The organism is Magnetospirillum sp. LM-5 (assembly GCF_902729445.1).
GTDB lineage: Bacteria > Pseudomonadota > Alphaproteobacteria > Rhodospirillales > Magnetospirillaceae > Magnetospirillum.
On sequence record NZ_CACVCE010000034.1, the window covers coordinates 166,468 to 188,328 of the forward strand.

Genomic DNA, 21,861 nt, shown 5'->3' on the forward strand with positions numbered 1-21,861 from the left:
GCCATGCCGAATGCCGATTTCGCCCAATTGCGCGCCCGCTTCGCGCCCCAGGACCGGGGCGACGATCACAAGGCCCTGCCCTTGGGCCTGCCCGCGATCGACCGCGCCCTGCCGTGGGGCGGGCTGGCGCTGGGGGGGCTGCACGACGTCGCCGATCCGGGCGATGCGTGCGCGCCGGGCTTTTGCGCCTGGCTGGCGGGCCGGGCCGCCCAGGCGCTGCGCCGTCCGGTCCTGTGGCTGGCGGCCGGTTCCTTGCCCTATGCCCCGGCCCTGGCCGCCCTGGGCTTGCCGCCGCGCCGATTGGTGACGGTTCAGGCCCGGCGCCCCGCCGACGCCCTGTGGGCGACCGAGGAAGCGGCGCGCTGCCCTGGCCTGGCCGCCATCATCGCCGAACTGGCGGTGCCCGACCTGATCGCGGCGCGGCGCCTGCACCTGGCCGCCCAGGCCGGCGGCACCATGCTGGTGCTGCTCAATCGCGGCGCGCCGGTGCCCAACGCCCTGACCCGCTGGCGGGTCGATCCGCGCCCGACCGACGCCCGTGCCCCGGCGCCGGGCCGGGCGGTGTGGCGGCTGGCCCTGACCCGCTGCCGGGGCACCGCCCTGGCCGCCGATTCCGCCTTGTCCTGGGATGTGGAGTGGTGTGATGCGACGGGTAATCTTCGTCTGGCTGCCGGATCTGGCGACCGAGCGGCTGCGCCGCACTGGCTGCGCGCCGCCGGATAGGCCGCTGGCCCTGACGATGGCCGCCGGCCAGGTCCAGCGCGTCGTGGCGGTGGACCCGCTGGCCCGTCATGCCGGGCTGCGCCCGGGCGCCACCTTGGCCGATTCCCTGGCCCTGGCCCCCGACCTGATCAGCCGCCCGGCCCAGCCGATGGCCGACCAGCGCCTGCTGGAAGGACTGTCCGACTGGGCCACCCGCTATAGCCCGCTGGCGGCCCCGGCCGATCACGGCCTGTGGTTGGACATCACCGGCTGCGCCCATCTGTGGGGTGGCGAGGCCCCATTGCTGGCCGACCTGACCGCCCGGCTGACGCGCCAGGGCTTCAGCGTGCGGGCCGCCATCGCCGACACTCCCGGGGCGGCCTGGGCCTGGGCGCATCACGGCCGGGGTAATTCCCCGATCCTGCCGCCCGGCCGGCCGCGCGACGCGCTGGCGCCGCTGCCGCTGGCCGCGCTCCGGCTGAACGGCGCCACCGTCGCCGGGCTGGAGGCGGTGGGCTTGCGGGTGATCGGCGACCTGTTGGGCATGGCCCGCGCACCGCTCACCGCCCGCTTCGGCCCCGAGCCGGGCCGCCGCCTGGACCAGGCATTGGGCGACCTGCCCGAGCCGATCTCGCCCCTGGCCCCGGTCGCCCCCCACCGGGTCCAGCGATCCTTCGCCGAGCCGATCGGCCGCACCGAGGCGGTGGAAGCGGCGCTGGAAGGCCTGTTGGCCGAATTGTGCCGCCGCCTGGATGGCGAGGGGATGGGCCTTAGGCGGATCGAGGTCAGCCTGTTCCGAGTCGATGCGGCGGTGCTGCGCCTGGCCGTCGGAACCGGGCGGCCCAGCCGCGACGCGCCCCATCTGCTGAAATTGCTGCGCCCCCAGCTCGACAGCCTGGATGCCGGCTTCGGCGTCGAGACCATCGCCGTGGCGGCCTTGGGTCTGGCCGCCTTGGCTCCGGAACAGACCCGGCTGGGCGCCGCCAGCGCCGCCGCCGCCGACGGCCAGGCCCGATGCGCCCGCCTGTTCGACGCCCTGGCCGCCCGGCTGGGCGACGGACGGGTGGCGCGGCTGTTGCCCAATGCCAGCCATGTGCCGGAACAGGCGGTGCTGCGCCGGCCGCCGTTGGCCGGCTTCGACCCGCAGGCAGGCTGGCCGGTGGGCCGGCGTCCGATCCGCCTGTTCGACCCGCCCGAGCCGGTCGAGGCCGTCGCCCCCATCCCCGACAACCCGCCGGTGTTGTTTCGCTGGCGGCGCACCACCCACCGCATCCGCGTGGCCGACGGACCCGAGCGCATCGCCGATGCCTGGTGGAAGCAGCATGCGCCGACCCGCGACTATTACTGCGTCGAGGACGAGACCGGCCAGCGCTTCTGGCTGTACCGCGAAGGCTGGTTCGGCGCCGACCCGCCGCCCCGCTGGTTCCTGCATGGGTTGGTGTCTTGACCCCGTATTGTGAATTGCAGGTCACCAGCAATTACAGCTTCCTGCACGGCGCCTCGCATCCCGACGAATTGGCCAGTGCCGCCGCCGCCCTGGGGCTGTCGGCGCTGGCGGTCACCGACCGCAATTCGGTGGCCGGCATCGTGCGCGCCCACGGGGCGGCCCGCCACGCCGGCATCCGCCTGTTGCCCGGTGCCCGGCTTGAACCCACCGACGGCATGGCCATGCTGTGCCTGCCCACCGACCGCGCCGCCTGGGGTCGGCTGACCCGGCTGTTGACCCTGGGGCGCCGGCGCGCCGACAAAGGCTCGTGCGCCTTCACCCGCGCCGAGCTGGCCGGCCATGCCGACGGCCAAGTGCTGATCGCCCTGCCGCCCCCCGATCCCGATGCGGCCTTTGCCGCCGAACTGGCCGCCTGGGGCCGCGACCGCCCCGGCCGGGTGTTCCTGGCCGCCAGCCGCCGCTTCGACGACCGCGACCGCGCCCGCCTGGCTGGCCTTGATGACCTGGCCGGCCAATGCGCCACGCCCTTGGTCGCCACCAACGACGTGCTGATGCATGTGCCGGACCGCCGGCCGCTGCTGGACGTGCTGACCTGCATCCGCCTGGGCACCAGCATCACCGCCGCCGGCTGGGCCCTGGCCGCCCATGCCGAGCGCCATCTGAAACCGCCCGAGGAAATGGCCCGCCTGTTCGCCCGCCACCCCGACGCCATCGCCCGGACCGCCGACATCGCCCGGTTGTGCCGTTTCTCGCTGGACCAGTTGCGCTATGAATATCCCGACGAGGAAGAAGGCGACGGCCAAACCCCGCACCAGCGCCTGGCAGCCCTGGTCGCCGTGGGTGGCGCACAGCGTTACCCGGCAGGCATCCCGGCCAAGGTCCAGGCCGCTCTGGCCCACGAGATGGCGCTGATCGACCAGTTGGGCTTCGCCCCCTATTTCCTGACCGTCGAGGGCATCGTCCGCTTCGCCCGCCAGCGGGGCATCTTGTGCCAGGGCCGGGGCTCGGCGGCCAATTCGGCGGTGTGTTTCTGCCTGGGCATCACCAATGTCGATCCGGCCGTCTTCGACCTGCTGTTCGAGCGTTTCATCTCGGCCGAGCGGGGCGAGCCGCCCGACATCGACGTCGATTTCGAGCATGAGCGCCGGGAAGAGGTGATCCAGCACATCTATGCCCGCCACGGCCGCGACCGCGCCGGCCTGACCGCGACGGTGATCCATTACCGCGCCCGCTCGGCGGTGCGCGAGGTCGGCCGCGCCCTGGGCCTGTCCGAAGATACCGTCGCCGCCCTGGCCAAGACCAGTTCGGGCTATTCCTCGAAACCCATCGACCCGGCCCGCGTGCGCGAGCTGGGGCTGGACCCGGACCAGCCCGCCCTGGCCCGGGTGCTGGACCTGGCCGCCCAACTGACCGGCTTTCCCCGCCATCTGTCGCAGCATGTCGGCGGATTCGTGGTGTCGCGCCACCGCCTGGACGAACTGGTTCCCATCGAGAACGCCCGCATGGAAGGGCGCACCGTGATCGAATGGGACAAGGACGATCTGGACACCCTGGGCATGGTCAAGGTCGATGTGCTGGCGCTCGGCATGCTGACCTGCATCCGCAAGGCCTTCGCCCTGCTGGCCGCCCATTGCGGCATCGAGATCGACCTCGCCACCGTGCCGCGCGAGGACACAGCCGTTTACGACATGCTGGGCCGGGCCGATTCCATCGGGGTGTTCCAGGTGGAAAGCCGGGCGCAGATGACCATGCTGCCGCGCCTGAAGCCCCGCTGTTTCTATGATCTGGTCATCGAGGTGGCGATCGTGCGGCCCGGCCCGATCCAGGGCGACATGGTCCACCCCTATCTGCGCCGCCGCCAGGGCCTGGAAAAGGTCGAATACCCCTCGCCCGAGCTGGAACGGGTGCTGGGCAAGACCCTGGGGGTGCCCTTGTTCCAGGAACAGGTGATGCAGATCGCCATCGTCGCCGCCGGCTTCACCCCGGCCGAGGCCGACCAATTGCGCCGCTCGATGGCCGCCTTCCGTCGCACCGGCCAGGTCGGGCGTTTCCGCGACAAGCTGATCAAGGGCATGCGGGAGCGCGGCTATACCGACGAATTCGCCGAGCGGGTGTTTCGCCAGATCGAGGGATTCGCCGAATACGGCTTCCCGGAATCCCACGCCGCCAGCTTCGCCCATCTGGTCTATGTCTCGGCCTGGCTGAAATGCCATCACCCGGCGGCGTTCGCCTGCGCCCTGCTCAACAGCCAGCCGATGGGGTTCTACGCCCCAGCCCAGATCGTCCGCGACGCCCAGGATCACGGCATCGAGGTCCGCCCGGTCGATGTGTCGGCCAGCGACTGGGACAATCGCCTGGAAGAGCGAAAGGGCGGTGGCCTGGCCCTGCGGCTGGGCCTTCGCCAGATCGACGGATTGCCCGAGGCCTGCGGCCGGCGCCTGGCGGCAAGGCGGCCCTATGGCTCGTTCGCCGATCTGGTCGCCCGCACCGGCCTGACCCGGGCCGAACTGGAACGCCTGGCCCGCGCCGACGCCTTCGGCTCGCTGAAGCTGTCGCGTCGCGACGCCTTGTGGCAGGCCAAGGCGCTGACCGCGCCGCCGCCGCCGCTGCTGGCGGCATTGGCGGCGACACCGTCGCGGGAACCCACGGTCAGCCTGCCGACCATGGGTCTGGGCGAGGAGGTGGTGCACGATTACGCCAGCCTGCGCCTGTCGCTGAAGGCCCATCCGCTGGCCCTGCTGCGCCCCAACCTGGATAGTGCCGGCGTCAGGCCGGCGGCCGATCTGGCCCGGCGTCAGGGCGGCCGCATCGCCGTGGCCGGCCTGGTGCTGGTGCGCCAGCGCCCCGGAACCGCCAGCGGCGTGATCTTCCTGACGCTGGAAGATGAAAGCGGCATCGCCAACATCGTGGTGTGGCCGACCGTGTTCGAGGCGGCGCGCAAGGCGGTGCTGACCGGCCGGCTGTTGCGCATCGACGGCACCATCCAGCGCGAAGGCCCGGTGGTCCACCTCGTCGCCAAGACCATCCTGGACATGACCGGGGCGCTGGGCCTGCTGGTGCCGCGCTCGCGCGACTTCTGTTAGGCTAAACTTGCGAAAATCGCCAAAAACCGGCATAATGACGACCTGGAGAGAAACTCCGATTGTCAGCAGAAGGCTTGGCAACGTGACCCACCGCATCCATCCGCTGGAACGACTTCATCACCGCCTGCGCCTTTTGGGCCAGGTGCTGGCGATCTTGTGCTGTGCGTGGATCGGCGTGGTCGGCCAGGCCATGCTGTCGGAGCTGAACCCCAACGCGCTGGAAAATCACCGCTCGCCGGCGGTCAAGGAACGCCTGGCCGGCTGCGAGGGCGAGTTCGCCCAGCGCTTCGCCTGCACCGACACCATCTTGCTATCGGGCGAACGCAACGGCGCCAGCGCCGTCTTCGCCCGTTTGGGCCTGACCCTGATGCTGCCCTCGATCGCCTGGCTGATGTGGCGCCGGGTCATGGACAAGGCCGAGACCCTGGTCCATCACTGATACCGTTGTCCGTGAAAAAGTCCCTCGGCTTCGCCTCGGTGTACTTTTCCCCGATTTTTGTTGGGTGAACCCGTGCTCAAGCAAGCTTTCCGCGCGGGTTCCGGTCGTTTTCCCGCGCTGCGGCGGGCTCTGCCCGCCTTATAGCGGGCGCCAAACAAGAAAAGGCACCCCGATCCAAGCGAAGGACTTCTTTACGAGCGCATCGCCCGCACCGCCTCGATCAGGCCGGTGGTCGAGCTGTCGTGGGCGCCAGGATTCGGGCCGTTCTTCAACTCGGGCAGGATGGTCTTGGCCAGTTGCTTGCCCAGTTCCACCCCCCATTGGTCGAAGGAATTGATCGACCACACCACGCCCTGGACGAACACCTTGTGTTCGTAAAGGGCGATCAGCATGCCCAGCGTGCGCGGGTCCAGTTGCTTGTAGAGAAGCGTGTTGCTGGGCCGGTTGCCGGAAAACACCCGGTGCGCCGCCTGCTCGTCCGACAAAGTGGGGTCGGCCGCCTTCACTTCCGCCAGGGTGCGGCCCTTCATCAGCGCTTCCGGCTGGGCCAGCACGTTGGACAGCAGCAGGTCATGATGCTCGCCCAGCGGATTGTGGCTGTTGGCGGCGACCAGGAAGTCGCAGGGGATCAGCTTGGTGCCCTGGTGGATCAATTGATAGAAGGCGTGCTGGCCGTTGGTGCCCGGCTCGCCGAACAGGATCGGGCCGGTCTGCCAGCTGACCGGAATTCCGTCCAGCGCCACCCCCTTGCCGTTGCTTTCCATGTCGAGCTGCTGCAGATAGGCGGCCAGCCGGTGCAGATACTGGTCGTAGGGCAGCACGGCATGGGCGGCGGCCCCCAGGAAATTGTTGTACCACACCCCCAGCATGGCCAGGATCACCGGCATGTTGACGTCCAGCGGCGCGGTCAGGAAGTGCTGGTCCATGCGGGCGGCCCCTTCCAGCAATTCCTCGAACCGTTCGAAGCCGATGGCCACCGCGATCGACAGGCCGATGGCCGACCACAGCGAATAGCGCCCGCCGACCCAGTCCCAGAACTCGAACATGTTGGCCGGGTCGATGCCGAAGGCGGTCACCGCCGCCTCGTTGGTCGATAGCGCCACGAAATGCCGGGGCACCGCCGCCTCGCCCAGATGGCCGACCAGCCAGTCCCGCGCGCTGGTGGCGTTGGCGATGGTTTCCTGGGTGGTGAAGGTCTTGGACGCCACGATGAACAAGGTGGTTTCCGGGTCGCACAGCTTCAGCGTCTCGGCCATGTGGGTGCCGTCGACGTTCGAGACGAAGCGCACCGCCAGACCCGGCTGGTGATAGGGCTTCAGCGCCTCGGTCACCATCACCGGGCCAAGGTCCGAGCCGCCGATGCCGATATTGACCACGCTGGTCATCGGCTTACCGGTCGCACCCTTCCAGGTGCCCGAGCGCACGGACCGGGAAAAATCCTTCATCTTGGCCAGCACCGCCCGCACCGGCCCCATGACGTCGGCGCCATCGACACGGATGGCGGAATGGTCGCGGTGGCGCAAGGCGACGTGCAGCACGGCGCGCCGTTCGGTGGCGTTGATCTTCTCGCCGGCGAACATCGCCGCGCGGGCGTGCTCGACGCCGGATTGGCGGGCCAGGTCCATCAGCAACGTCATGGTCTGATGGCTGACGCGGTTCTTGGAATAATCCAGCAGCAAATCGTCAAGCCGGGCGGAGAAGCCAGCGAACCGCCCGGGATCGCGGTCGAACATCTCGCGCATGGTTTCCGGCGCCATCGCCTGGGCATGGGCTTCAAGCGCCCGCCAGGCGGGCCTTTCCGTCGGATGCGTCATCACCGGCTCCCCCCATGCATTCCTACAAGGCGGTCAGGATTCTAGCGCAGCCCTATTCCAGTGTCTCGATCTGCTTGATGATATCTTGGCGATCCTGGCTGCCCTCGGGCAACAGGGCGGCCGCCTTTCGCCACAAATCCTTGGCCTTGGCCTTGTCGCCGGCTTGCGCGGCGGCGATGCCCAGGAAGTAAAGGGCATCGACATTGGTGGGATCGATGGCCGCGACCTGGCGCATCAGCCCGACCAGTTCGGCCGGCAGGGCCGAGCCTTGCGGCACCTGATCCAGCAGCAGGGCGGCGAATTCCATCCGCACCTGGGTATCGCCGGGCAGCAGCTTGACCGCCTTGCGATAGGCCTCGGCGGCATCGTCGGTCTGGCCCATCACCCGCAGCGAGCGGCCCAGCATGTTCCAGCCCTTGCCGTCGGCCGGGTTCTTTTCCAGCTTGGCGGTCAGTTGGGCGACCATGCCGCGGATCATCTCGGTCTGGTCCTGGGCCTGGCGCACCTGGGCGGCGCGCCCCGAGAACGGGCGGTCGGGCAAATCGGGCGAGCCCAGCGTGACATAAAAGCCCGCCGCGATCATCGGCACCGCCAGCGCCAGGCCGATGATCAGCCCCAACGGCCGCCCCGCCTTGGTCGCCTTCTTGCCGCGCTGCTCGGCGGCAGCCAGGATGCGGCGGCTGATCTCGGTCCGCGCCGCCTCGGCCTGGTCGGGCTTCAAGGTGCCGCGTTCCAGCTCACGCTCGATCTCGGCCAACTGGTCCTTATAGACGGTCAGGTCGTATTCGGCCCGATCCGGCCCGGCCGCCTTGGGCCGCAGCAGCGGCACCAGCAAGATAGCCAGGGTGGCCAGAACCAACGCAGCGAAAACCAGCCAGATCATTTGCCGTCCTTCAACAGGGCTTCCAGGCGACGCTTCTCGGCATCGGACAGGGGGGCGGATCCGGCCGGCGCCTGGCCCTTGGCGCGACGGCGAAAGAAGGCCCAGGCCGCCACCAGCGATACCGCCAACAGGCCGAACGGCCCCAGCCACAGCACCAGGGTCGCCCCCTTGAAGGGCGGGTTCAGCAGGACGTAATCGCCATAGCGATCGACCACGAACTTCTTGACCTGCTCGTCGCTGGCGCCCTTGCCGATCTGCTCGCGCACGATGATGCGCAGATCCTTGGCCAGGTCGGCGTTGGAATCCTCGATGGATTCGCTTTGGCAGACCAGGCAGCGCAATTCCTTGCCCAGGGTGTGGGCACGCTTTTCCAGCGCCGGGTCCTTCAGCATCTCGGACGGGTCGGCGGCGAAAGCGGGCTGGGCCAGCCACAAGACCGACAAAAGCACGGCCAGACGGATCATTTGTTCAGCTCCCGGATGATCGGCAGCAAGGTCTTTTCCCACACCCGCATATCGACCGGGCCGATATGCTTGTAGCGGATGATGCCGTTCTTATCGACGACGAAGGTCTCGGGCGCGCCGGTGACGCCGAAATCGATGGCGGTGCGCCCGGGCGCCGGATCCGAGCCCACCCGGGCATAAGGATCGCCGTGCTTCTTCAGCCACTTGGCGCCCTCGACCGGATCGTCGCGCCAGTCGATGCCGTGGATCGGCACCACCCCCAGCTCCTTGATCTTTTGCAGATAGGGATGTTCCTGGATGCAGGCGATGCACCACGACCCATAGATGTTGACCAGCGACACCCGGCCCGTCAGATCGGCGCTGGCAAGCCCGGTATCGGCACCGCGCCCGGGCAGCGGCGGCAGGTTCATCTCGGGCACCGGGCGGTCGATCAGCATCGACGGCAGCTCACGCGGATTGAGCGTCAGCCCCTTCAAGAAGAACAGGGCCAGCCCGGCGAACACCAGCACCGGCAGCAGATAAAGAAGACGGCGCATCGATCCCCCCCTAGGCCTTGGCCGCTTGCACGGCGGCGCGCGCCCGGGTCGGCGCGCCGATCCGGTGACGACGATCCGACAGCGACATCAATCCGCCCAGCACCATGATCAGGCAGCCGGCCCACATCCACGGCACCAGCGGATTGAAGTAAAGCCGGGTCACCCAGCCGCCTTCCGGAACCGCGTCACCGATCACCGCATAGACGTCGCCCAGGATGGTCGAGACGATGGCCGCCTCGGTGGTCGGGCGCGGCGGCTGGCGATAGACCCGCTTTTCCGGCTGCAGGACGGCGAAGTCGCGTCCGTCCTTCTTGACCTCGAAGGTCCCCTGGGTCGCCATGTAATTGGCGCCGGCGATATCTTCGACATGGGTCAGGGTAAAGGCATAGCCGGCGACGGTGATGGTCTCGCCCAGCTTCTGGGTCTGCACCGATTCCAGCTTCCACGCCGACGAGGCGGTCATGCCGATGATCAGCACGGCCAGGCCGGCATGGGTGATGGTCATGCCCCAACTGGAGCGCGGCAGCTTGCCCAGGCGATCCAGCGATTCGGACAAAGGCGCGCGGAACAGACGGATGCGTTCGGCCCATTCGACGATGGTGCCGCCCAGCAGCCACACCGCCAGGGCCATGCCGCCGGCCGCCCACCACGGCCCGGCCGAGCCGCCCTGCCACAGCCAGGTGGCAAGCGCCACCGCCAAGGCCGCGACTGCCGCCACCGACAGGCGCGACAGCACGCCGGCCAGGTCGCCGCGCTTCCACGACAGCAAGGGACCGGCGGCCATGGCCAGCACCATCGGCACCATCAAGGGCAGGAACACCGAATTGAAGAAGGGCGGCCCCACCGAGACCTTGCCCAGATCCAAGGCGTCGGCGAACAACGGATACAGCGTGCCCAACAGCACGGTCCCGGCGCCGGTGGCCATCAGCACGTTGTTCAGCAGCAACGCGCCCTCGCGGCTGACCGGAGCGAACAGGCCGCCGGTCTTCAAGGACGGTGCGCGCACCGCGTAAAGGGTGAAGGACCCGCCGACGGCGAAGATCAGCAGGCCCAGGATGAACACGCCGCGCGCCGGGTCCGAGGCGAAAGCGTGGACCGAGGTGATAACGCCCGAGCGGACCAGGAAGGTGCCCAGCAGCGACAGGCCGAAGGCGACGATGGCCAGCAGGATGGTCCAGCTTTTCAAGGAATCGCGCTTTTCCACCACCACCGCCGAATGCAAAAGCGCGGTGCCGGCCAGCCACGGCATGAACGAGGCGTTTTCCACCGGGTCCCAGTACCACCAGCCGCCCCAGCCCAATTCGTAATAGGCCCACCACGAGCCCAAGGCGATGCCCAGCGTCAGGAATATCCAGGCGGCCAGGGTCCAGGGGCGGACCCAGCGCGCCCAGGCGGCATCGACCTTGCCCTCGATCAGGGCCGCGATGGCGAAGGAAAAGGCCATCGAGAAGCCGACATAACCCAGATACAGAAACGGCGGATGGAAGGCGAGACCCGGGTCCTGCAGCAAGGGATTGAGCCCCGATCCGTTCATCGGCGGCGGGTCCAGCCGCTCGAACGGATTGGAGGTCAGCAAGATGAACAGCAAGAAGCCGACGGTGATCATCGCCTGCACCGCCAGGGCGCGCGCCTTCAGGCCGGGCGGCAGATTGGCGCCGAACAGGGTCACCGCCAGGCCGAACAGGGCCAGGATGGTGATCCACAACAACAGCGATCCCTCGTGGTTGCCCCACACGCCGGTCACCTTATAAAGCATCGGCTTGTCGGTGTGGCTGTTCTGGGCGACGTTCAGGACCGAAAAGTCCGAGGTCATATAGGCATGGGTCAGGGCGGCGAAGGCGATGCCGACCAGCAGCATCTGCGCCACCGAGGCGGGACCTGCCAGCCCCATCCAGGTGGCGTTGCCGCGGGCAGCCCCCACCAGCGGGATCACCGCCTGGATCAGGGCGACGGCCAGGGCCAGGATCAGAGCGAAATGGCCGATCTCGGCGATCATGGCTTGTCCACCTTCTTCTCGTCCTGCCAATGGCCGGACTTCTTCAAGGAATCGGCGACTTCCTTCGGCATGTAATTCTCGTCGTGCTTGGCCAGCACCTCGGCGGCCTGGAACACGCCATCCTTGCCCAGCTTGCCCTCGGTCACCACGCCCTGTCCCTCGCGGAACAAATCGGGCAGCAGGCCGGCATAGACCACCGGCACCACATGGGCGCCGTCGGTGACGCGGAACTTGACGGTGGCGCCGTCCTTGACCACCGAGCCCTGCTCGACCAAACCGCCCAGACGGATGCGGCGGCCCTCGGTCGGCACCTTGGCCTCGACGATTTCCGACGGGCTGAAGAAGAACACGATGTCCTGGCGCAGCGCCGACAGGACCAGCGCCGCGGCGGTGCCCACCGCCAGCAGGCCGAGGACGACGAAATACAGGCGACGACGCTTACGGGTCATGTCTCGGGAACCTCGGTCACGGATGCGGCTTGCTGGGCGCGGCGGCGCCGGCTGGGGCGCAGGCTTTGGATTTGTTCAAGCTCGCGCTCGGCATTCTTGACGCCGCGGGCCGAGGCCACCAGCACCACCACCATCAACACGATGGCCAGGCCATAGGACGGCCAGACATAGCCGGCATAGCCCCCCATGGCGAAAAACGACGACAGGCTTTCCATGGTCACGCTTGCTCCACCTGGCCGGCGGCATGGATCTGGGCCATGCGTAAGGTCCGCAACTTGGCCGCGGCGATCTCGGCCCGGGTCCTCAAGATCAGCACCAGCACCCAATAAGCCTTGAAACCCACCGCCATCAGGATCAACGGCACCATCATGGTCTGGTCGATGGACGGCCCGCCCATCTTCACCACGCTGGCCGGCTGGTGCAGGGTGTTCCACCAATCCACCGACCACTTGATGATGGGGACGTTGACGACGCCGACAAGGGCCAGGATGGCCGCGGCCTTCTGGCCGCGCTCGGGATCGTCGAAGGCGTCGGCCAGGGCCATATAGCCGAGATAAAGGAACAGCAGGATCAGCATGCTGGTCAGCCGGGCGTCCCACACCCACCAGGTGCCCCACATCGGCTTGCCCCACAGGGCGCCGGTGACCAGGCAGATGAAGGTGAAGGCGGCGCCGACCGGAGCCGAGGCCCGGGCCATCAGGTCGGCCAGCGGATGCTTCCAGATCAGCGCCATGGCCGAAAACACCGCCATGGCGGTGTAGCAGAACAGTCCCATCCACGCCGAGGGCACATGGATATACATGATGCGCACCGTCTCGCCCTGCTGGTAATCGGCGGGCGAGGCGAACAGCGCGAAATAAAGCCCGCCCGCCAGGCAGGCGACGGCGATGGCGGCGGCCCACGGCTGGATCAGGGCGGACAGGCGAAGAAAACGGGCGGGATTGGCGAAGCGATGCATGGTCCATTCTCTTAACGCCGATGCGCATTGGAATCCATATTAAGAATCCGTAAGGCACGGGCGACAGCGCGAAGGATTCCACGAGCCGGGCAGAAAGGGTTTGACGAAGGTCAGGCGCGCGACTGGATCGATCGATCGGGACGTCCGCCGGCCAGCCATCGTGCCGCCAGACGAGGATCGGCCAGAAGGGCGGCGACGGCAGCGGTCAGTTCCAGGGAAACCGCCGCCCATTTCAGTCGGCCCGAGGCCTTGAGCACGCCCGACAGCGCCGATCCGAAGATGAATTCGGGCAGCGACAGATAGACCGGCCGCAACAGCCCGCTTTCCAGCTTCGCCCGCATTCCCGCCGGGTCCTTCAGCGAAGCGATGCAGAACTCCACGTCCACCGAATAAAGACCCCGGCAGCGGAGCGGCCGGACCGGATAAATCCGACAATTGCCGTCCACGCCCAGAAAGACGCACGGCATCCGCGCCGCGACCCGCTGGGCCGGATTCATCTTGGCGGTCGTAAGGCCGCCCTCCCGAACGGCGGCAACCATCTCTTCCCTCTGGTCGGCGGGAAGGTCCTTCACATAGCAGGCGACCCGGACCGCCTCGACAGGCGTGACCCCGACCTGCTGGTGGCAACACCAGCCACAGCCCGCCTTACAGGCTGCGGCCGGAGCCGAACGGATGTAATCCAGGCAGGTCCGCCGAACCTGCCAACTTTGCTCGGCCAGGGCGAAGACCCGATCCAGCGCGGCGCAAGCGGCTTCGACGCCGGGCTTCGGCCCCAAAGCCACCAACTCGGCGGCGCAGGCATGGGACAGGAAATCGTCGGTCGGCGTAAACATGGCCAGATACCCGCGCTGCCTGAAAGAACCCCAAAAGAACAAAAGCCCCGCGACAGGCGGGGCTTCGATCTTGGGAAATGGCGCGCCCGGAAGGACTCGAACCTCCAGCCCCCAGATTCGTAGTCTGGTGCTCTATCCAATTGAGCTACGGGCGCTTCGCACTTCCCTCCGAACCGTTGCCGGCTGGAGAGGCGCGGACCATACACAAAGCCCCAGGGGGATGCAAGCCCCCTTTTGCATCACCAAATATGGGGCGAAAAACTGCACATAACCCAAGTCTGTGGTACGAATACGGCTTGTAGGGGCGTGGCTGTTTGCGTAAAATCCGCGACGATTGCGGGGGGCAAGTCTTTTCCCTATTTCAAACACTTGTCTGTGGACCCGTCGGGTTTATCCGAACTGGCGACTAAAAGGTAAGCAGTCCAAATGGCCCTGAAGACGACCCATGCCGCTGCCTTGTGCGCGGTTCTCCTTGCCGGCGGATGTTCGTTCGCCGAGGATACTCTGTTCCCGACGAGCGCTCCGGCCCCGCAGGCCGAGGTGGGCGCCCCGCCGATGCTGGGATCCTCGAGCTTCGAAGCACCGGGCGTCACCAATGGCGTCGCCACCGGCACCTTCGTCGGACACAAGGTCACCGGACTGCGGAGCGACCTGACCCAGCTGCAAGGCATGCTGAGCCGGCATAACCAGTCGCTGCAGGCGATCCGCACCGACACCGTGCAGGACTCGCAGCGCTTCCACGGCACCATCGCCGCCATCAACGCGCGCCTGCAGGTCGGCACCACCCCGGGCAACCCGATCCTGAACCAGCAATGGAACGCCTCGCAGGGCGAGCTGGACCGCATCAACGAAGACGTCCTGAAGATGACCCGCCTGGCCAATGAGGTCACCAACTCGTCGGCCCTGGCCGCCTATCTGCTGGAATCGGTGCGGGCCGCCCGCCAGCTGTCCGGCGCCGTCGATGAAGACCATCGCCAGCTGCGCATCCTGGAAGACGAAACCAACCGCACCGTCGTTCTGGTCGAGCGTCTGCTGACCGAGCTGTCGGACGACATCAACCGCCAGCAGGCCTATGTCGCCAACGAGCGCCAGAACCTCAACATGCTGGCGGTGGCCATCAAGAACGGCCAGCTTTACAGCTCGGCTCTGTCGGGCCGCGGCCCGTCGGCGATGGCCCCGATGTCCTATGACGCCCCGATGGGCGCGCCCCGCGCCGCCGTCGGCTCGGATGCGCCCCTGGTCACCATCCGCTTCGACCGGCCCAACGTGTCGTATGAAAGCGCGCTCTACACCGCGGTCAAGAGCGCCATGGACCGTCGCCCCGGCGCGTCTTTCGACGTCGTCGCGGTGTCGCCGGCCGGCTCGACCCCGGGCGGTGCCGCTCTCGGCCAGAGCTCGGCCCGGCGCAACGCCGAGCAGGTGGTTCGCTCGCTGACCCAGATGGGTCTGCCGGCCAGCCGCATCCGCGTGTCGCAAAGCGCCAGCGCCTCGACCCAGACCGGCGAGGTCCAGGTCTTCGTCCGCTAAGACGTTTCGCTTAAAAAAACCCCGGAAGCGCCGCTTCCGGGGTTTTTTCATTGATGCGTGTCACGCTTCCAAGAGATGCAGCAACTCGCCCCCCGGACCGAAACAGGCCGCGGTCAGCGGGCCGCCGAAGCCGCAGCCGGCATCCAAGGTGGCGGAAAAGGCCCCGACACGGACGCCGCCGCGACGGCGATCGGATCCGCGCACCACCAGGCGATAGGAACCGTAGGGCGCCTCCATCATCTCGAAGGCGGTCGAGCCCCACCAGAACGCATCCATCTGAGCCGACAGCGGACGCGACGGGTCGATGCCGGCATGGACGAACAGCAGGCTGTTATCGTCGGTGTAGGCGGCGTGGCGCAGCACGCTCATCAGCGTGGTGTGGCCGTCGTGGGCCCGCATGTTCTGACGCAATTGGCCGGTCCACCGGGTCAAGGCCAACACGCCCTCGCGGGCATTGGCGAAACCTTCCTCGACCGAACCGCCATAGCAGGCGAGCGTCGGTTCCAACCCATGCTCGATCATCCATTTCAGGACGTCTTGCGGGGCCGGCGCGAACTGCAATTGCAGCAGCTTCTGCCACATCTCCTCCTGGGCGCCGCGCAGATAGACGATGTCGTCGACTTCGACACCGGGACGGGCCAGGAAGGCGCGGCGGAACAGCAGCAACTCGTCGATGGTGTCGCGCACGGCCGGACCATAACCAAGATAATCGCCGAGATAGACGATTTGATCGCCGGCGGCCATGTCGTCGGCCAGGCGGCGGTGCAGGGATTGCAGACGCTGCGACTCGCCGTGGATGGCGGCAACCGCCCACACCCGGCCGGAACCGCGCAAGCTGGCGAAGACATTGTTATCGGACAAAGGCCCTGCCCCACAAAAGCAAACCGGCGGCAGGGGCACCCCAGCCGCCGGTCCATCGTACAGCGACGGAAGAATCCGTCAATCGTGTCGGCACATTAGGCCGCTTGCAACAGCTGCTCCAGCTTGGCGGCGGCGGCTTCCGGCTCGATCCGCTCGACGGCGGCCAGTTCCGAGGCCAGACGCTCCAGCGCGGCTTCGTAGATCTGGCGTTCGCTATAGGACTGGTCGGGCTGGTTGGCGTTGCGGTAAAGGTCGCGGACCACTTCGGCGATCGAGACGGGATCGCCGGAATTGATCTTGGCCTCGTATTCCTGGGCGCGGCGGCTCCACATGGTGCGCTTGACCTTGGCGCGGCCCTTCAGAGTGGTCAGGGCGGTGTCCATGATGGTCCGCGACGACAGCTTGCGCAGGCCGGACTTGGTGGCCTTGGCCACCGGAACCCGCAGCGTCATGCGGTCGCGATCGAAGGTGATGACGAACAGCTGGAGTTTCAGGCCCCCGATCTCCTGGTTCTCGATGGCCACCACCTGACCCACGCCATGGGTCGGGTACACCACGTAGTCACCTTCGGCGAAAGACATGCTCGACATCTGTTCAATTCCTCGGAATGTCCACCCGCGAAACGCAGGCCCCCTTGCCCGAATCCATGCCGACGACGGCAGGGACTCCGGCCTCGGCCAAAGGGCGGGCGGAAGGTTTAGACTTCAGTTGTTACCGTTTAAGGGGCGGTAGGCCGCCCGTAGGCTCGCACCATCAAAAAAAGCCCGTGTTCGCCGAGCTTCGCGTTCCGCCGAGCCTGATGCGGCGGACTGGCTCTTATAGCACGATGGGACGATCGAATGACAGTGAAAAAGCCCGGCCACCTTGCGGTGAGCCGGGCCATTTCTGCATTGCTGCCAATCGAGATTGGCAGACGTCAACCTGAACGGATCAGGACTGGCCGGGCTTGTCCGACAGCAGCGAAGCCTTGCCGGGCTTGCCGTTCCAATCCTGGGCGTCGGCCGGGGCGTCGCCCTTCTTGGTGATGTTGGGCCAGATGCTCGCGAACTTGCGATTGGTCTCGGTCCAGTCGGCGGTTTGGGGGTCGCTGTCCGGGAAGATCGCTTCGGCCGGGCATTCCGGCTCGCAGACGCCGCAATCGATGCATTCGTCCGGGTTGATCACCAGGAAGTTCTCGCCCTCATAGAAGCAATCCACCGGGCACACTTCGACGCAATCCTGGAACTTGCACTTGATGCAGTTCTCGGTCACCACATAAGCCATACCACCACTCCCTTGAACCTGATTGCTGGCACATAGCACAGCCCGGCCCGGGGCTCAACCCCGGCCGAGTTGCGGTCTTTACAGCGAGTTTCGCAGCCTGACCGCCTGGCGGCGGCGCCGGGCGATCAGGTTGAGCGCCTCGACCAGAACCGAGAAGCCCATCGAGAAGTACAAGTACCCCTTGGGAATATGGTAGCCCAGACCGTCGGCGATCAGCGCGGTGCCGACCAGCAGCAGGAAGGACAGGGCCAGCATCTTGACGGTGGGGTGCTTCGACACGAAGCCGGCCAGCGGGCCGGCGGCGAACAGCATCACCACCATGGCGATGATGACGGCAGCGACCATCACCTCCAGTTCATCGACCATGCCGACGGCGGTGATGACCGAATCCAGCGAGAACACGATGTCCAGGATGCCGATCTGGATGATGGTGGCGACGAAGCCGGCGGCGACCACGTTGGCCGCTCCGGCCTCGCCCTCGTCCTCGCCTTCCAGCGAGCCGTGGATCTCGTGGGTGGCCTTGGCGAGCAGGAACAATCCGCCGCCGATCAGGATGATGTCACGCCATGACACCGCCCGCTCCCAGATCGAGAAGACCGGCTCGGTCAGGCCGATGATCCATGACAGCGAGCCCAGCAGGGCGAGCCGGGTCAACAGGGCGAAGGCCAGGCCGGCGCGACGGGCGGCAGGGCGCTGCGCTTCGGGCAGGCGGTCGGACAGGATGGTCAGAAAGACCAGATTGTCGATGCCCAGCACGATTTCCAGTGCGGCAAGCGTCGCCAGACTGATCCAGATTTGCGGATCGGCAAGCCATTCCATGGCGGTGATGTCCCCGGGATGAAAGCAGTGGGCCGCAGTGTAAGTGAATTTGGCGCGGATTAAAGGGGCTGCTCGACAAAAACCTCGTCGGCATAAAGGCCTTGCGCCTCGGCGGCCGGCCCGCGGCGCGTCCCCAGGACCACGACGCGCACCTGGCGGAAACGGCGCCCGGCCGGGAAGCACACCACATCGCCGATCTTGACCGCCTGGGCGACCTTGCCGACGGTCCGGCCGCCCACGGTCACCAGGCCGTCCTCGATCGCCTTCTGGGCCAGGCCGCGGGTCTTGAAGAAGCGGGCGAACCACAGCCACTTGTCGAGACGGAGACTTTCGGCCATTAAGCCCGCGCCTGGCCACCTGCCGCATCGTCTTCCAGGACCAAATCCGCGTGGGCACGTAACTCCCGCCGGATATGGTGTCCCATCGGGTCAAGGATCACTTTGACGCCTTCCCGTCGAACGAACTTAAAAGCTGGCACAAAATCGCTGTCGCCGGTCACGACGATAACCGCGCGCACCATGTCCCTCAGCGCCAAGCGCGCGAGATCCAAGCCAATTCGCATATCGACGCCCTTTTGGCTGATGTCGAGAGCGAAATCGGCATCGGCTAACTGCCGAGGGCTTTCGATCAAGCTTTTTGCCACTGTCGGTTTGATTTTCCACTTATGGGGAGAAACGACGGTCTCTCCCATGCGCAATGCAACGTGCGGCTTCAGTTCCAGGTGCCCCAAAAAGCTTTGGGCTTGCCGATATCGTTCCGAACCAGAAAGTTCGTACTTGCCTTTCGACACGGGCAGCTTCGCCGATTCCGAAGACGGGGCTGCGTCGTAGTAATAAATTCGGAGCAATTCGTAACCGTCGAGGTCCGATACCGCCCTCAACCGGTCACACTCGGCGACGATATCGTCCGCTGTCGCATGACGCCCCAGCCTCGCATACAGCTTTTTGGTGACAAACCCGCCATCGAGAAGGATGGCATAGAGCGGCTTGATCATACCGCCCCTCGCTGACCGGCCCCCTGAAACGCGTGGAGCCGGACCATCCCTAGGCTTGCGCCTCCGCATCGCGGTTTGTCGGATGAGCCGGCTCGCTCGTCTATCTCGTTGCGTCGTGTGTACACGCGATACATCCTACCTACACCTTTGAAGCAACATTTGTCAATGTTCTGCGAAGGCATCATCCCTGTCCTCACCCGCACTTGGAATAGCCGCACGAGGTGCAGGTGTCGCAGCCTTCCGACCGGATCAGGGCCGGCTGGTTGCATTTCGGGCAGTGACGCAGCCGGCTGCTGTCCAGATTGACCACCTTGCGGTCGTCGCGGGCCTCGGGCGGCTCGCGGGCGGCCTTGGGATCGGCGATGAAGCCGATGTCGATCATGTGGCGCTCGATCACCTCGCCGATCGCCGCCAGCAGCGACGGCACATAGCGCCCGCCGACCCATTGGCCGCCGCGCGGATCGAACACCGCCTTCAGTTCCTCGACCACGAAGGCGACGTCGCCGCCCCGGCGGAAAACCGCCGAGATCATTCGGGTCAGCGCCACCGTCCAGGCGTAATGCTCCATGTTCTTCGAGTTGATGAACACCTCGAACGGGCGGCGCCGGCTGTCCTGGATGACGTCGTTGATGGTGATGTACATGGCGTGCTCGCTTTCCGGCCAGCGGACCTTGTAGGTCTTGCCGGGCAGATCCTCGGGCCGATCCAGCGGGCGGGTCAGATGGATCACCGCGCCGGCCTCCAGATGGTCCTCGGGCCGGGGGGTGGGCTTTTCCAGCGGCAATTGCGGCTCGTCGACCGGGGCCTGGGTCCGGCTGTCGGCCTTGACCTCGAGCACCGCGCCGGTGATGTCGTTGGGGCGATAGGTGGTGCAGCCCTTGCAACCCAGCTCATAGGCCTGTTCATAGACGTCGCGGAACGCTTCGAAGCCGATGCTTTCCGGCACGTTGATGGTCTTCGAGATCGAGCTGTCGATGTATTTCTGCACCGCCGCCTGCATCACCACATGCTCGGACGGCGTCAGGCGCTGGGCATCGACGAAGGCCGAGGGCAGCGGCGCGCCGTCGCCCTTCATGCGGCGGAACAGGCGATAGGCGTAGTCGCTGACCTCCTCCTCGCGGCGCGAGCCATCGGGCTGCAGCACCGAGCGGGTATAGGTGAATGAGAACACCGGCTCGAGCCCCGACGACACATTGTCGGCGAACAGCGAAATGGTGCCGGTCGGCGCGATCGAGGTCAAAAGCGCGTTGCGGATGCCCTTCTCGGCGATGGCGGCCCGCACGTCGTCGTCCAGTTCCTTGATTGTCTCGCCGGCCAGATAGGCATCGCGGTTGTACAGCGGGAAGGCGCCCTTCTCGGCAGCCAGGTCGGCCGAGGCGAGATAGGCCTCGCGGCGGATGGCGGCCATCCATTGCTCGGTCAGGCGGATCGCCTCGCGGCCGCCATAGCGGGCCCCGCACAGGATCAGCGCGTCGGCCAGCCCGGTGATCCCTAAGCCGATGCGGCGCTTGGACCGGGCCTCGGCGCGGTGGGCTTCCAGGGGGAACCCCGACACTTCGATGACGTTGTCCATCATGCGCACCGCGACGCGGACGATGTCCTTCAGCCGCGCCATGTTCAGCCGGGCGCCGTCCTCGAACGGCTTGTCCACCAGCCGGGCCAGGTTGACCGACCCCAGCAGGCAGACGCCATAGGCCGGCAGGGGCTGTTCGCCGCACGGGTTGGTGGCGTGGATGGTCTCGCAATAATGAAGGTTGTTCATACGATTGATGCGGTCGATGAAGATCACGCCGGGCTCGGCATAGGCATAGGTCGCCCGCATGATCTTGTCCCACAACGCGCGCGCCGGCATCGAGCGATAGACCGTGCCGTTGAAGGTCAGCTCCCACGATTGATCGGTCTTGACCGCGTCCATGAAGGCGTCGGTGACCAGCACCGACAGGTTGAACATGCGCAGCCGCCCGGGTTCCTGCTTGGCATCGATGAAGGCCTCGATGTCCGGGTGATCGCAACGCATGGTCGCCATCATGGCGCCCCGACGCGACCCGGCGCTCATGATGGTGCGGCACATGGCGTCCCACACATCCATGAACGACAACGGCCCCGAGGCGTCGGCGCCAACCCCCTTGACCGGCGCGCCCTTCGGCCGCAGCGGCGAGAAATCATAGCCGATACCGCCACCCTGCTGCATGGTCAGCGCGGCTTCCTTCAGATGCTCGAAGATGCCGCTCATGTCGTCGGGGATGTCGCCCATGACGAAGCAATTGAACAAGGTGACGCGGCGGTCCGAGCCGGCGCCCGACAGAATGCGGCCGGCCGGCAGGAACTGGAAGTCGCTCATGGAATCGTAGAAGCGCTCTTCCCACAGGGCGGGATCGGCCTCGGGCTCGGCCAGGGCGCGGGCGACGCGGCGCCAGCTTTCCTCGATGGTTTTGTCCACAGGACGCTGGTCCGCGCCCTTCAGTCGGTACTTCATGTCCCAGATCTGTTGGGAAATGGAAGCCACCTGCGTCATCGCCCCGTCCTCCACGCCGCCACGCTTCGGCGGCTGCGCCTTCCGAAGTCCCGTCGCTCTGATTGGAAACCGGGTTCGACCCCCGTTTCGGCGCCAGTCTAGGCTTGGCCGAATGGCGCCGTCAAGATCAGTGTTCTTTTTTTGTTTCCACAGGGCAAGCGCTTGATTCGGCAGGCCGGAACCGGCTTATCCACGCTTATCCACAGGTGGGCTCGGGGGGACACCCGAGCCATCTTCCACACACTTATCCACAGGCGGCGTCCCCCGCCCCAAGCGAC

At 66.8% G+C, this 21,861-nt stretch carries 21 protein-coding genes and 1 tRNA gene; 5 read left to right on the forward strand and 17 right to left on the reverse strand.

Features of this window, described 5'->3' with window-relative positions; genetic code table 11:
* Window positions 1–3 precede the first annotated feature (3 nt).
* The 4 genes from MTBLM5_RS12700 to MTBLM5_RS12715 all read left to right on the forward strand — a co-directional run bounded on the left by MTBLM5_RS12700 (window position 4) and on the right by MTBLM5_RS12715 (window position 5,671).
* The gene (locus MTBLM5_RS12700) at window positions 4–723 is read left to right on the forward strand and encodes an ImuA family protein (protein ID WP_173976460.1); all 720 of its coding nucleotides are present in this window, start codon (window positions 4–6) and stop codon (window positions 721–723) included.
* Complete coding sequence (locus tag MTBLM5_RS18935) at window positions 644–2,149, forward strand: DNA polymerase Y family protein (RefSeq protein ID WP_173976461.1); 1,506 nt, start codon at window positions 644–646, stop codon at window positions 2,147–2,149. The genes MTBLM5_RS12700 and MTBLM5_RS18935 overlap by 80 nt, the downstream gene beginning before the upstream one ends.
* Complete coding sequence (locus MTBLM5_RS12710) at window positions 2,146–5,232, forward strand: error-prone DNA polymerase (RefSeq protein WP_173976462.1); 3,087 nt, start codon at window positions 2,146–2,148, stop codon at window positions 5,230–5,232. Before MTBLM5_RS18935 ends, MTBLM5_RS12710 begins: the two co-directional genes overlap by 4 nt.
* A gap of 82 nt (window positions 5,233–5,314) precedes the next feature.
* On the forward strand, window positions 5,315–5,671 hold the full coding sequence (locus tag MTBLM5_RS12715; protein WP_173976463.1) for a hypothetical protein: 357 nt from the start codon (window positions 5,315–5,317) through the stop codon (window positions 5,669–5,671).
* A gap of 191 nt (window positions 5,672–5,862) precedes the next feature.
* Here MTBLM5_RS12715 and pgi read toward each other — a convergent pair whose 3' ends face one another.
* The 10 genes from pgi to MTBLM5_RS12765 form a co-directional block, all read right to left on the reverse strand.
* Window positions 5,863–7,485 (reverse strand): glucose-6-phosphate isomerase, encoded by a 1,623-nt coding sequence (pgi, locus tag MTBLM5_RS12720; RefSeq protein WP_173976464.1) that lies wholly within the window; start codon window positions 7,483–7,485, stop codon window positions 5,863–5,865.
* A 52-nt stretch (window positions 7,486–7,537) separates the two neighbouring features.
* The gene (gene ccmI, locus MTBLM5_RS12725) at window positions 7,538–8,368 is read right to left on the reverse strand and encodes a c-type cytochrome biogenesis protein CcmI (RefSeq protein WP_173976465.1); all 831 of its coding nucleotides are present in this window, start codon (window positions 8,366–8,368) and stop codon (window positions 7,538–7,540) included.
* Window positions 8,365–8,832: a cytochrome c-type biogenesis protein gene (locus tag MTBLM5_RS12730; protein WP_173976466.1), complete on the reverse strand. Its 468-nt coding sequence runs from the start codon at window positions 8,830–8,832 to the stop codon at window positions 8,365–8,367. The genes ccmI and MTBLM5_RS12730 overlap by 4 nt, the downstream gene beginning before the upstream one ends.
* Window positions 8,829–9,368, reverse strand: coding sequence for a DsbE family thiol:disulfide interchange protein (locus tag MTBLM5_RS12735; RefSeq protein ID WP_173976467.1), 540 nt, complete (start codon window positions 9,366–9,368; stop codon window positions 8,829–8,831). The genes MTBLM5_RS12730 and MTBLM5_RS12735 overlap by 4 nt, the downstream gene beginning before the upstream one ends.
* Before the next feature lie 10 nt (window positions 9,369–9,378).
* On the reverse strand, window positions 9,379–11,364 hold the full coding sequence (locus tag MTBLM5_RS12740) for a heme lyase CcmF/NrfE family subunit (protein ID WP_173976468.1): 1,986 nt from the start codon (window positions 11,362–11,364) through the stop codon (window positions 9,379–9,381).
* Window positions 11,361–11,813 (reverse strand): cytochrome c maturation protein CcmE, encoded by a 453-nt coding sequence (gene ccmE / locus MTBLM5_RS12745; RefSeq protein ID WP_173976469.1) that lies wholly within the window; start codon window positions 11,811–11,813, stop codon window positions 11,361–11,363. Before ccmE ends, MTBLM5_RS12740 begins: the two co-directional genes overlap by 4 nt.
* Window positions 11,810–12,028: a heme exporter protein CcmD gene (ccmD, locus tag MTBLM5_RS12750; RefSeq protein WP_217425026.1), complete on the reverse strand. Its 219-nt coding sequence runs from the start codon at window positions 12,026–12,028 to the stop codon at window positions 11,810–11,812. Before ccmD ends, ccmE begins: the two co-directional genes overlap by 4 nt.
* A 2-nt stretch (window positions 12,029–12,030) precedes the next feature.
* Window positions 12,031–12,771 carry a heme ABC transporter permease gene (locus tag MTBLM5_RS12755; protein WP_173976471.1) on the reverse strand — a complete coding sequence of 247 codons (741 nt, stop codon included), beginning with the start codon at window positions 12,769–12,771 and terminating at the stop codon, window positions 12,031–12,033.
* A 110-nt stretch (window positions 12,772–12,881) separates the two neighbouring features.
* Window positions 12,882–13,604, reverse strand: a complete 723-nt coding sequence (locus MTBLM5_RS12760; RefSeq protein WP_173976472.1) for a YkgJ family cysteine cluster protein — start codon at window positions 13,602–13,604, stop codon at window positions 12,882–12,884.
* Window positions 13,605–13,682: 78 nt separating this feature from the next.
* Window positions 13,683–13,759: transfer RNA gene (locus MTBLM5_RS12765), tRNA-Arg, on the reverse strand.
* Between the two features lie 271 nt (window positions 13,760–14,030).
* Here MTBLM5_RS12765 and MTBLM5_RS12770 point away from each other — a divergent pair.
* Window positions 14,031–15,131: a hypothetical protein gene (locus tag MTBLM5_RS12770; protein ID WP_173976473.1), complete on the forward strand. Its 1,101-nt coding sequence runs from the start codon at window positions 14,031–14,033 to the stop codon at window positions 15,129–15,131.
* 60 nt (window positions 15,132–15,191) lie between these two features.
* Here MTBLM5_RS12770 and MTBLM5_RS12775 read toward each other — a convergent pair whose 3' ends face one another.
* The 7 genes from MTBLM5_RS12775 to MTBLM5_RS12805 form a co-directional block, all read right to left on the reverse strand.
* Window positions 15,192–15,992: a hypothetical protein gene (locus MTBLM5_RS12775; protein WP_173976474.1), complete on the reverse strand. Its 801-nt coding sequence runs from the start codon at window positions 15,990–15,992 to the stop codon at window positions 15,192–15,194.
* A 95-nt stretch (window positions 15,993–16,087) separates the two neighbouring features.
* A complete protein-coding gene (locus tag MTBLM5_RS12780) occupies window positions 16,088–16,582 on the reverse strand; it encodes a CarD family transcriptional regulator (RefSeq protein WP_068500660.1) in 495 nt (164 codons plus the stop codon).
* Between the two features lie 340 nt (window positions 16,583–16,922).
* Entirely contained in the window at window positions 16,923–17,255 is a 333-nt protein-coding gene (gene fdxA / locus MTBLM5_RS12785) for a ferredoxin FdxA (RefSeq protein ID WP_173976475.1), read from the reverse strand.
* A 78-nt stretch (window positions 17,256–17,333) separates the two neighbouring features.
* Window positions 17,334–18,074, reverse strand: coding sequence for a TerC family protein (locus tag MTBLM5_RS12790; protein WP_173976476.1), 741 nt, complete (start codon window positions 18,072–18,074; stop codon window positions 17,334–17,336).
* A 59-nt stretch (window positions 18,075–18,133) separates the two neighbouring features.
* On the reverse strand, window positions 18,134–18,412 hold the full coding sequence (locus tag MTBLM5_RS12795; protein ID WP_173976477.1) for an RNA-binding S4 domain-containing protein: 279 nt from the start codon (window positions 18,410–18,412) through the stop codon (window positions 18,134–18,136).
* Window positions 18,412–19,068, reverse strand: coding sequence for an NYN domain-containing protein (locus tag MTBLM5_RS12800; protein WP_173976478.1), 657 nt, complete (start codon window positions 19,066–19,068; stop codon window positions 18,412–18,414). The genes MTBLM5_RS12795 and MTBLM5_RS12800 overlap by 1 nt, the downstream gene beginning before the upstream one ends.
* A gap of 193 nt (window positions 19,069–19,261) precedes the next feature.
* A complete protein-coding gene (locus MTBLM5_RS12805) occupies window positions 19,262–21,583 on the reverse strand; it encodes an adenosylcobalamin-dependent ribonucleoside-diphosphate reductase (protein ID WP_173976479.1) in 2,322 nt (773 codons plus the stop codon).
* Between the last annotated feature and the right edge of the window lie 278 nt (window positions 21,584–21,861).

Bases quoted from the DNA above. Each gene is read 5' to 3' on its own strand.
- MTBLM5_RS12740 (WP_173976468.1), bottom strand. From the start codon at position 11,364: ATGATCGCCGAGATCGGCCATTTCGCTCTGATCCTGGCCCTGGCCGTC.
- ccmD (WP_217425026.1), bottom strand. From the start codon at position 12,028: ATGGAAAGCCTGTCGTCGTTTTTCGCCATGGGGGGCTATGCCGGCTAT.
- MTBLM5_RS12735 (WP_173976467.1), bottom strand. From the start codon at position 9,368: ATGCGCCGTCTTCTTTATCTGCTGCCGGTGCTGGTGTTCGCCGGGCTG.
- pgi (WP_173976464.1), bottom strand. From the start codon at position 7,485: ATGACGCATCCGACGGAAAGGCCCGCCTGGCGGGCGCTTGAAGCCCAT.
- MTBLM5_RS12700 (WP_173976460.1), top strand. From the start codon at position 4: ATGCCGAATGCCGATTTCGCCCAATTGCGCGCCCGCTTCGCGCCCCAG.
- MTBLM5_RS12730 (WP_173976466.1), bottom strand. From the start codon at position 8,832: ATGATCCGTCTGGCCGTGCTTTTGTCGGTCTTGTGGCTGGCCCAGCCC.
- MTBLM5_RS12780 (WP_068500660.1), bottom strand. From the start codon at position 16,582: ATGTCGAGCATGTCTTTCGCCGAAGGTGACTACGTGGTGTACCCGACC.
- MTBLM5_RS12790 (WP_173976476.1), bottom strand. From the start codon at position 18,074: ATGGAATGGCTTGCCGATCCGCAAATCTGGATCAGTCTGGCGACGCTT.
- MTBLM5_RS12795 (WP_173976477.1), bottom strand. From the start codon at position 18,412: ATGGCCGAAAGTCTCCGTCTCGACAAGTGGCTGTGGTTCGCCCGCTTC.
- MTBLM5_RS12760 (WP_173976472.1), bottom strand. From the start codon at position 13,604: ATGTTTACGCCGACCGACGATTTCCTGTCCCATGCCTGCGCCGCCGAG.
- ccmE (WP_173976469.1), bottom strand. From the start codon at position 11,813: ATGACCCGTAAGCGTCGTCGCCTGTATTTCGTCGTCCTCGGCCTGCTG.
- MTBLM5_RS12805 (WP_173976479.1), bottom strand. From the start codon at position 21,583: ATGACGCAGGTGGCTTCCATTTCCCAACAGATCTGGGACATGAAGTAC.
- MTBLM5_RS12770 (WP_173976473.1), top strand. From the start codon at position 14,031: ATGGCCCTGAAGACGACCCATGCCGCTGCCTTGTGCGCGGTTCTCCTT.
- fdxA (WP_173976475.1), bottom strand. From the start codon at position 17,255: ATGGCTTATGTGGTGACCGAGAACTGCATCAAGTGCAAGTTCCAGGAT.
- MTBLM5_RS18935 (WP_173976461.1), top strand. From the start codon at position 644: ATGCGACGGGTAATCTTCGTCTGGCTGCCGGATCTGGCGACCGAGCGG.
- MTBLM5_RS12755 (WP_173976471.1), bottom strand. From the start codon at position 12,771: ATGCATCGCTTCGCCAATCCCGCCCGTTTTCTTCGCCTGTCCGCCCTG.
- ccmI (WP_173976465.1), bottom strand. From the start codon at position 8,368: ATGATCTGGCTGGTTTTCGCTGCGTTGGTTCTGGCCACCCTGGCTATC.
- MTBLM5_RS12800 (WP_173976478.1), bottom strand. From the start codon at position 19,068: ATGATCAAGCCGCTCTATGCCATCCTTCTCGATGGCGGGTTTGTCACC.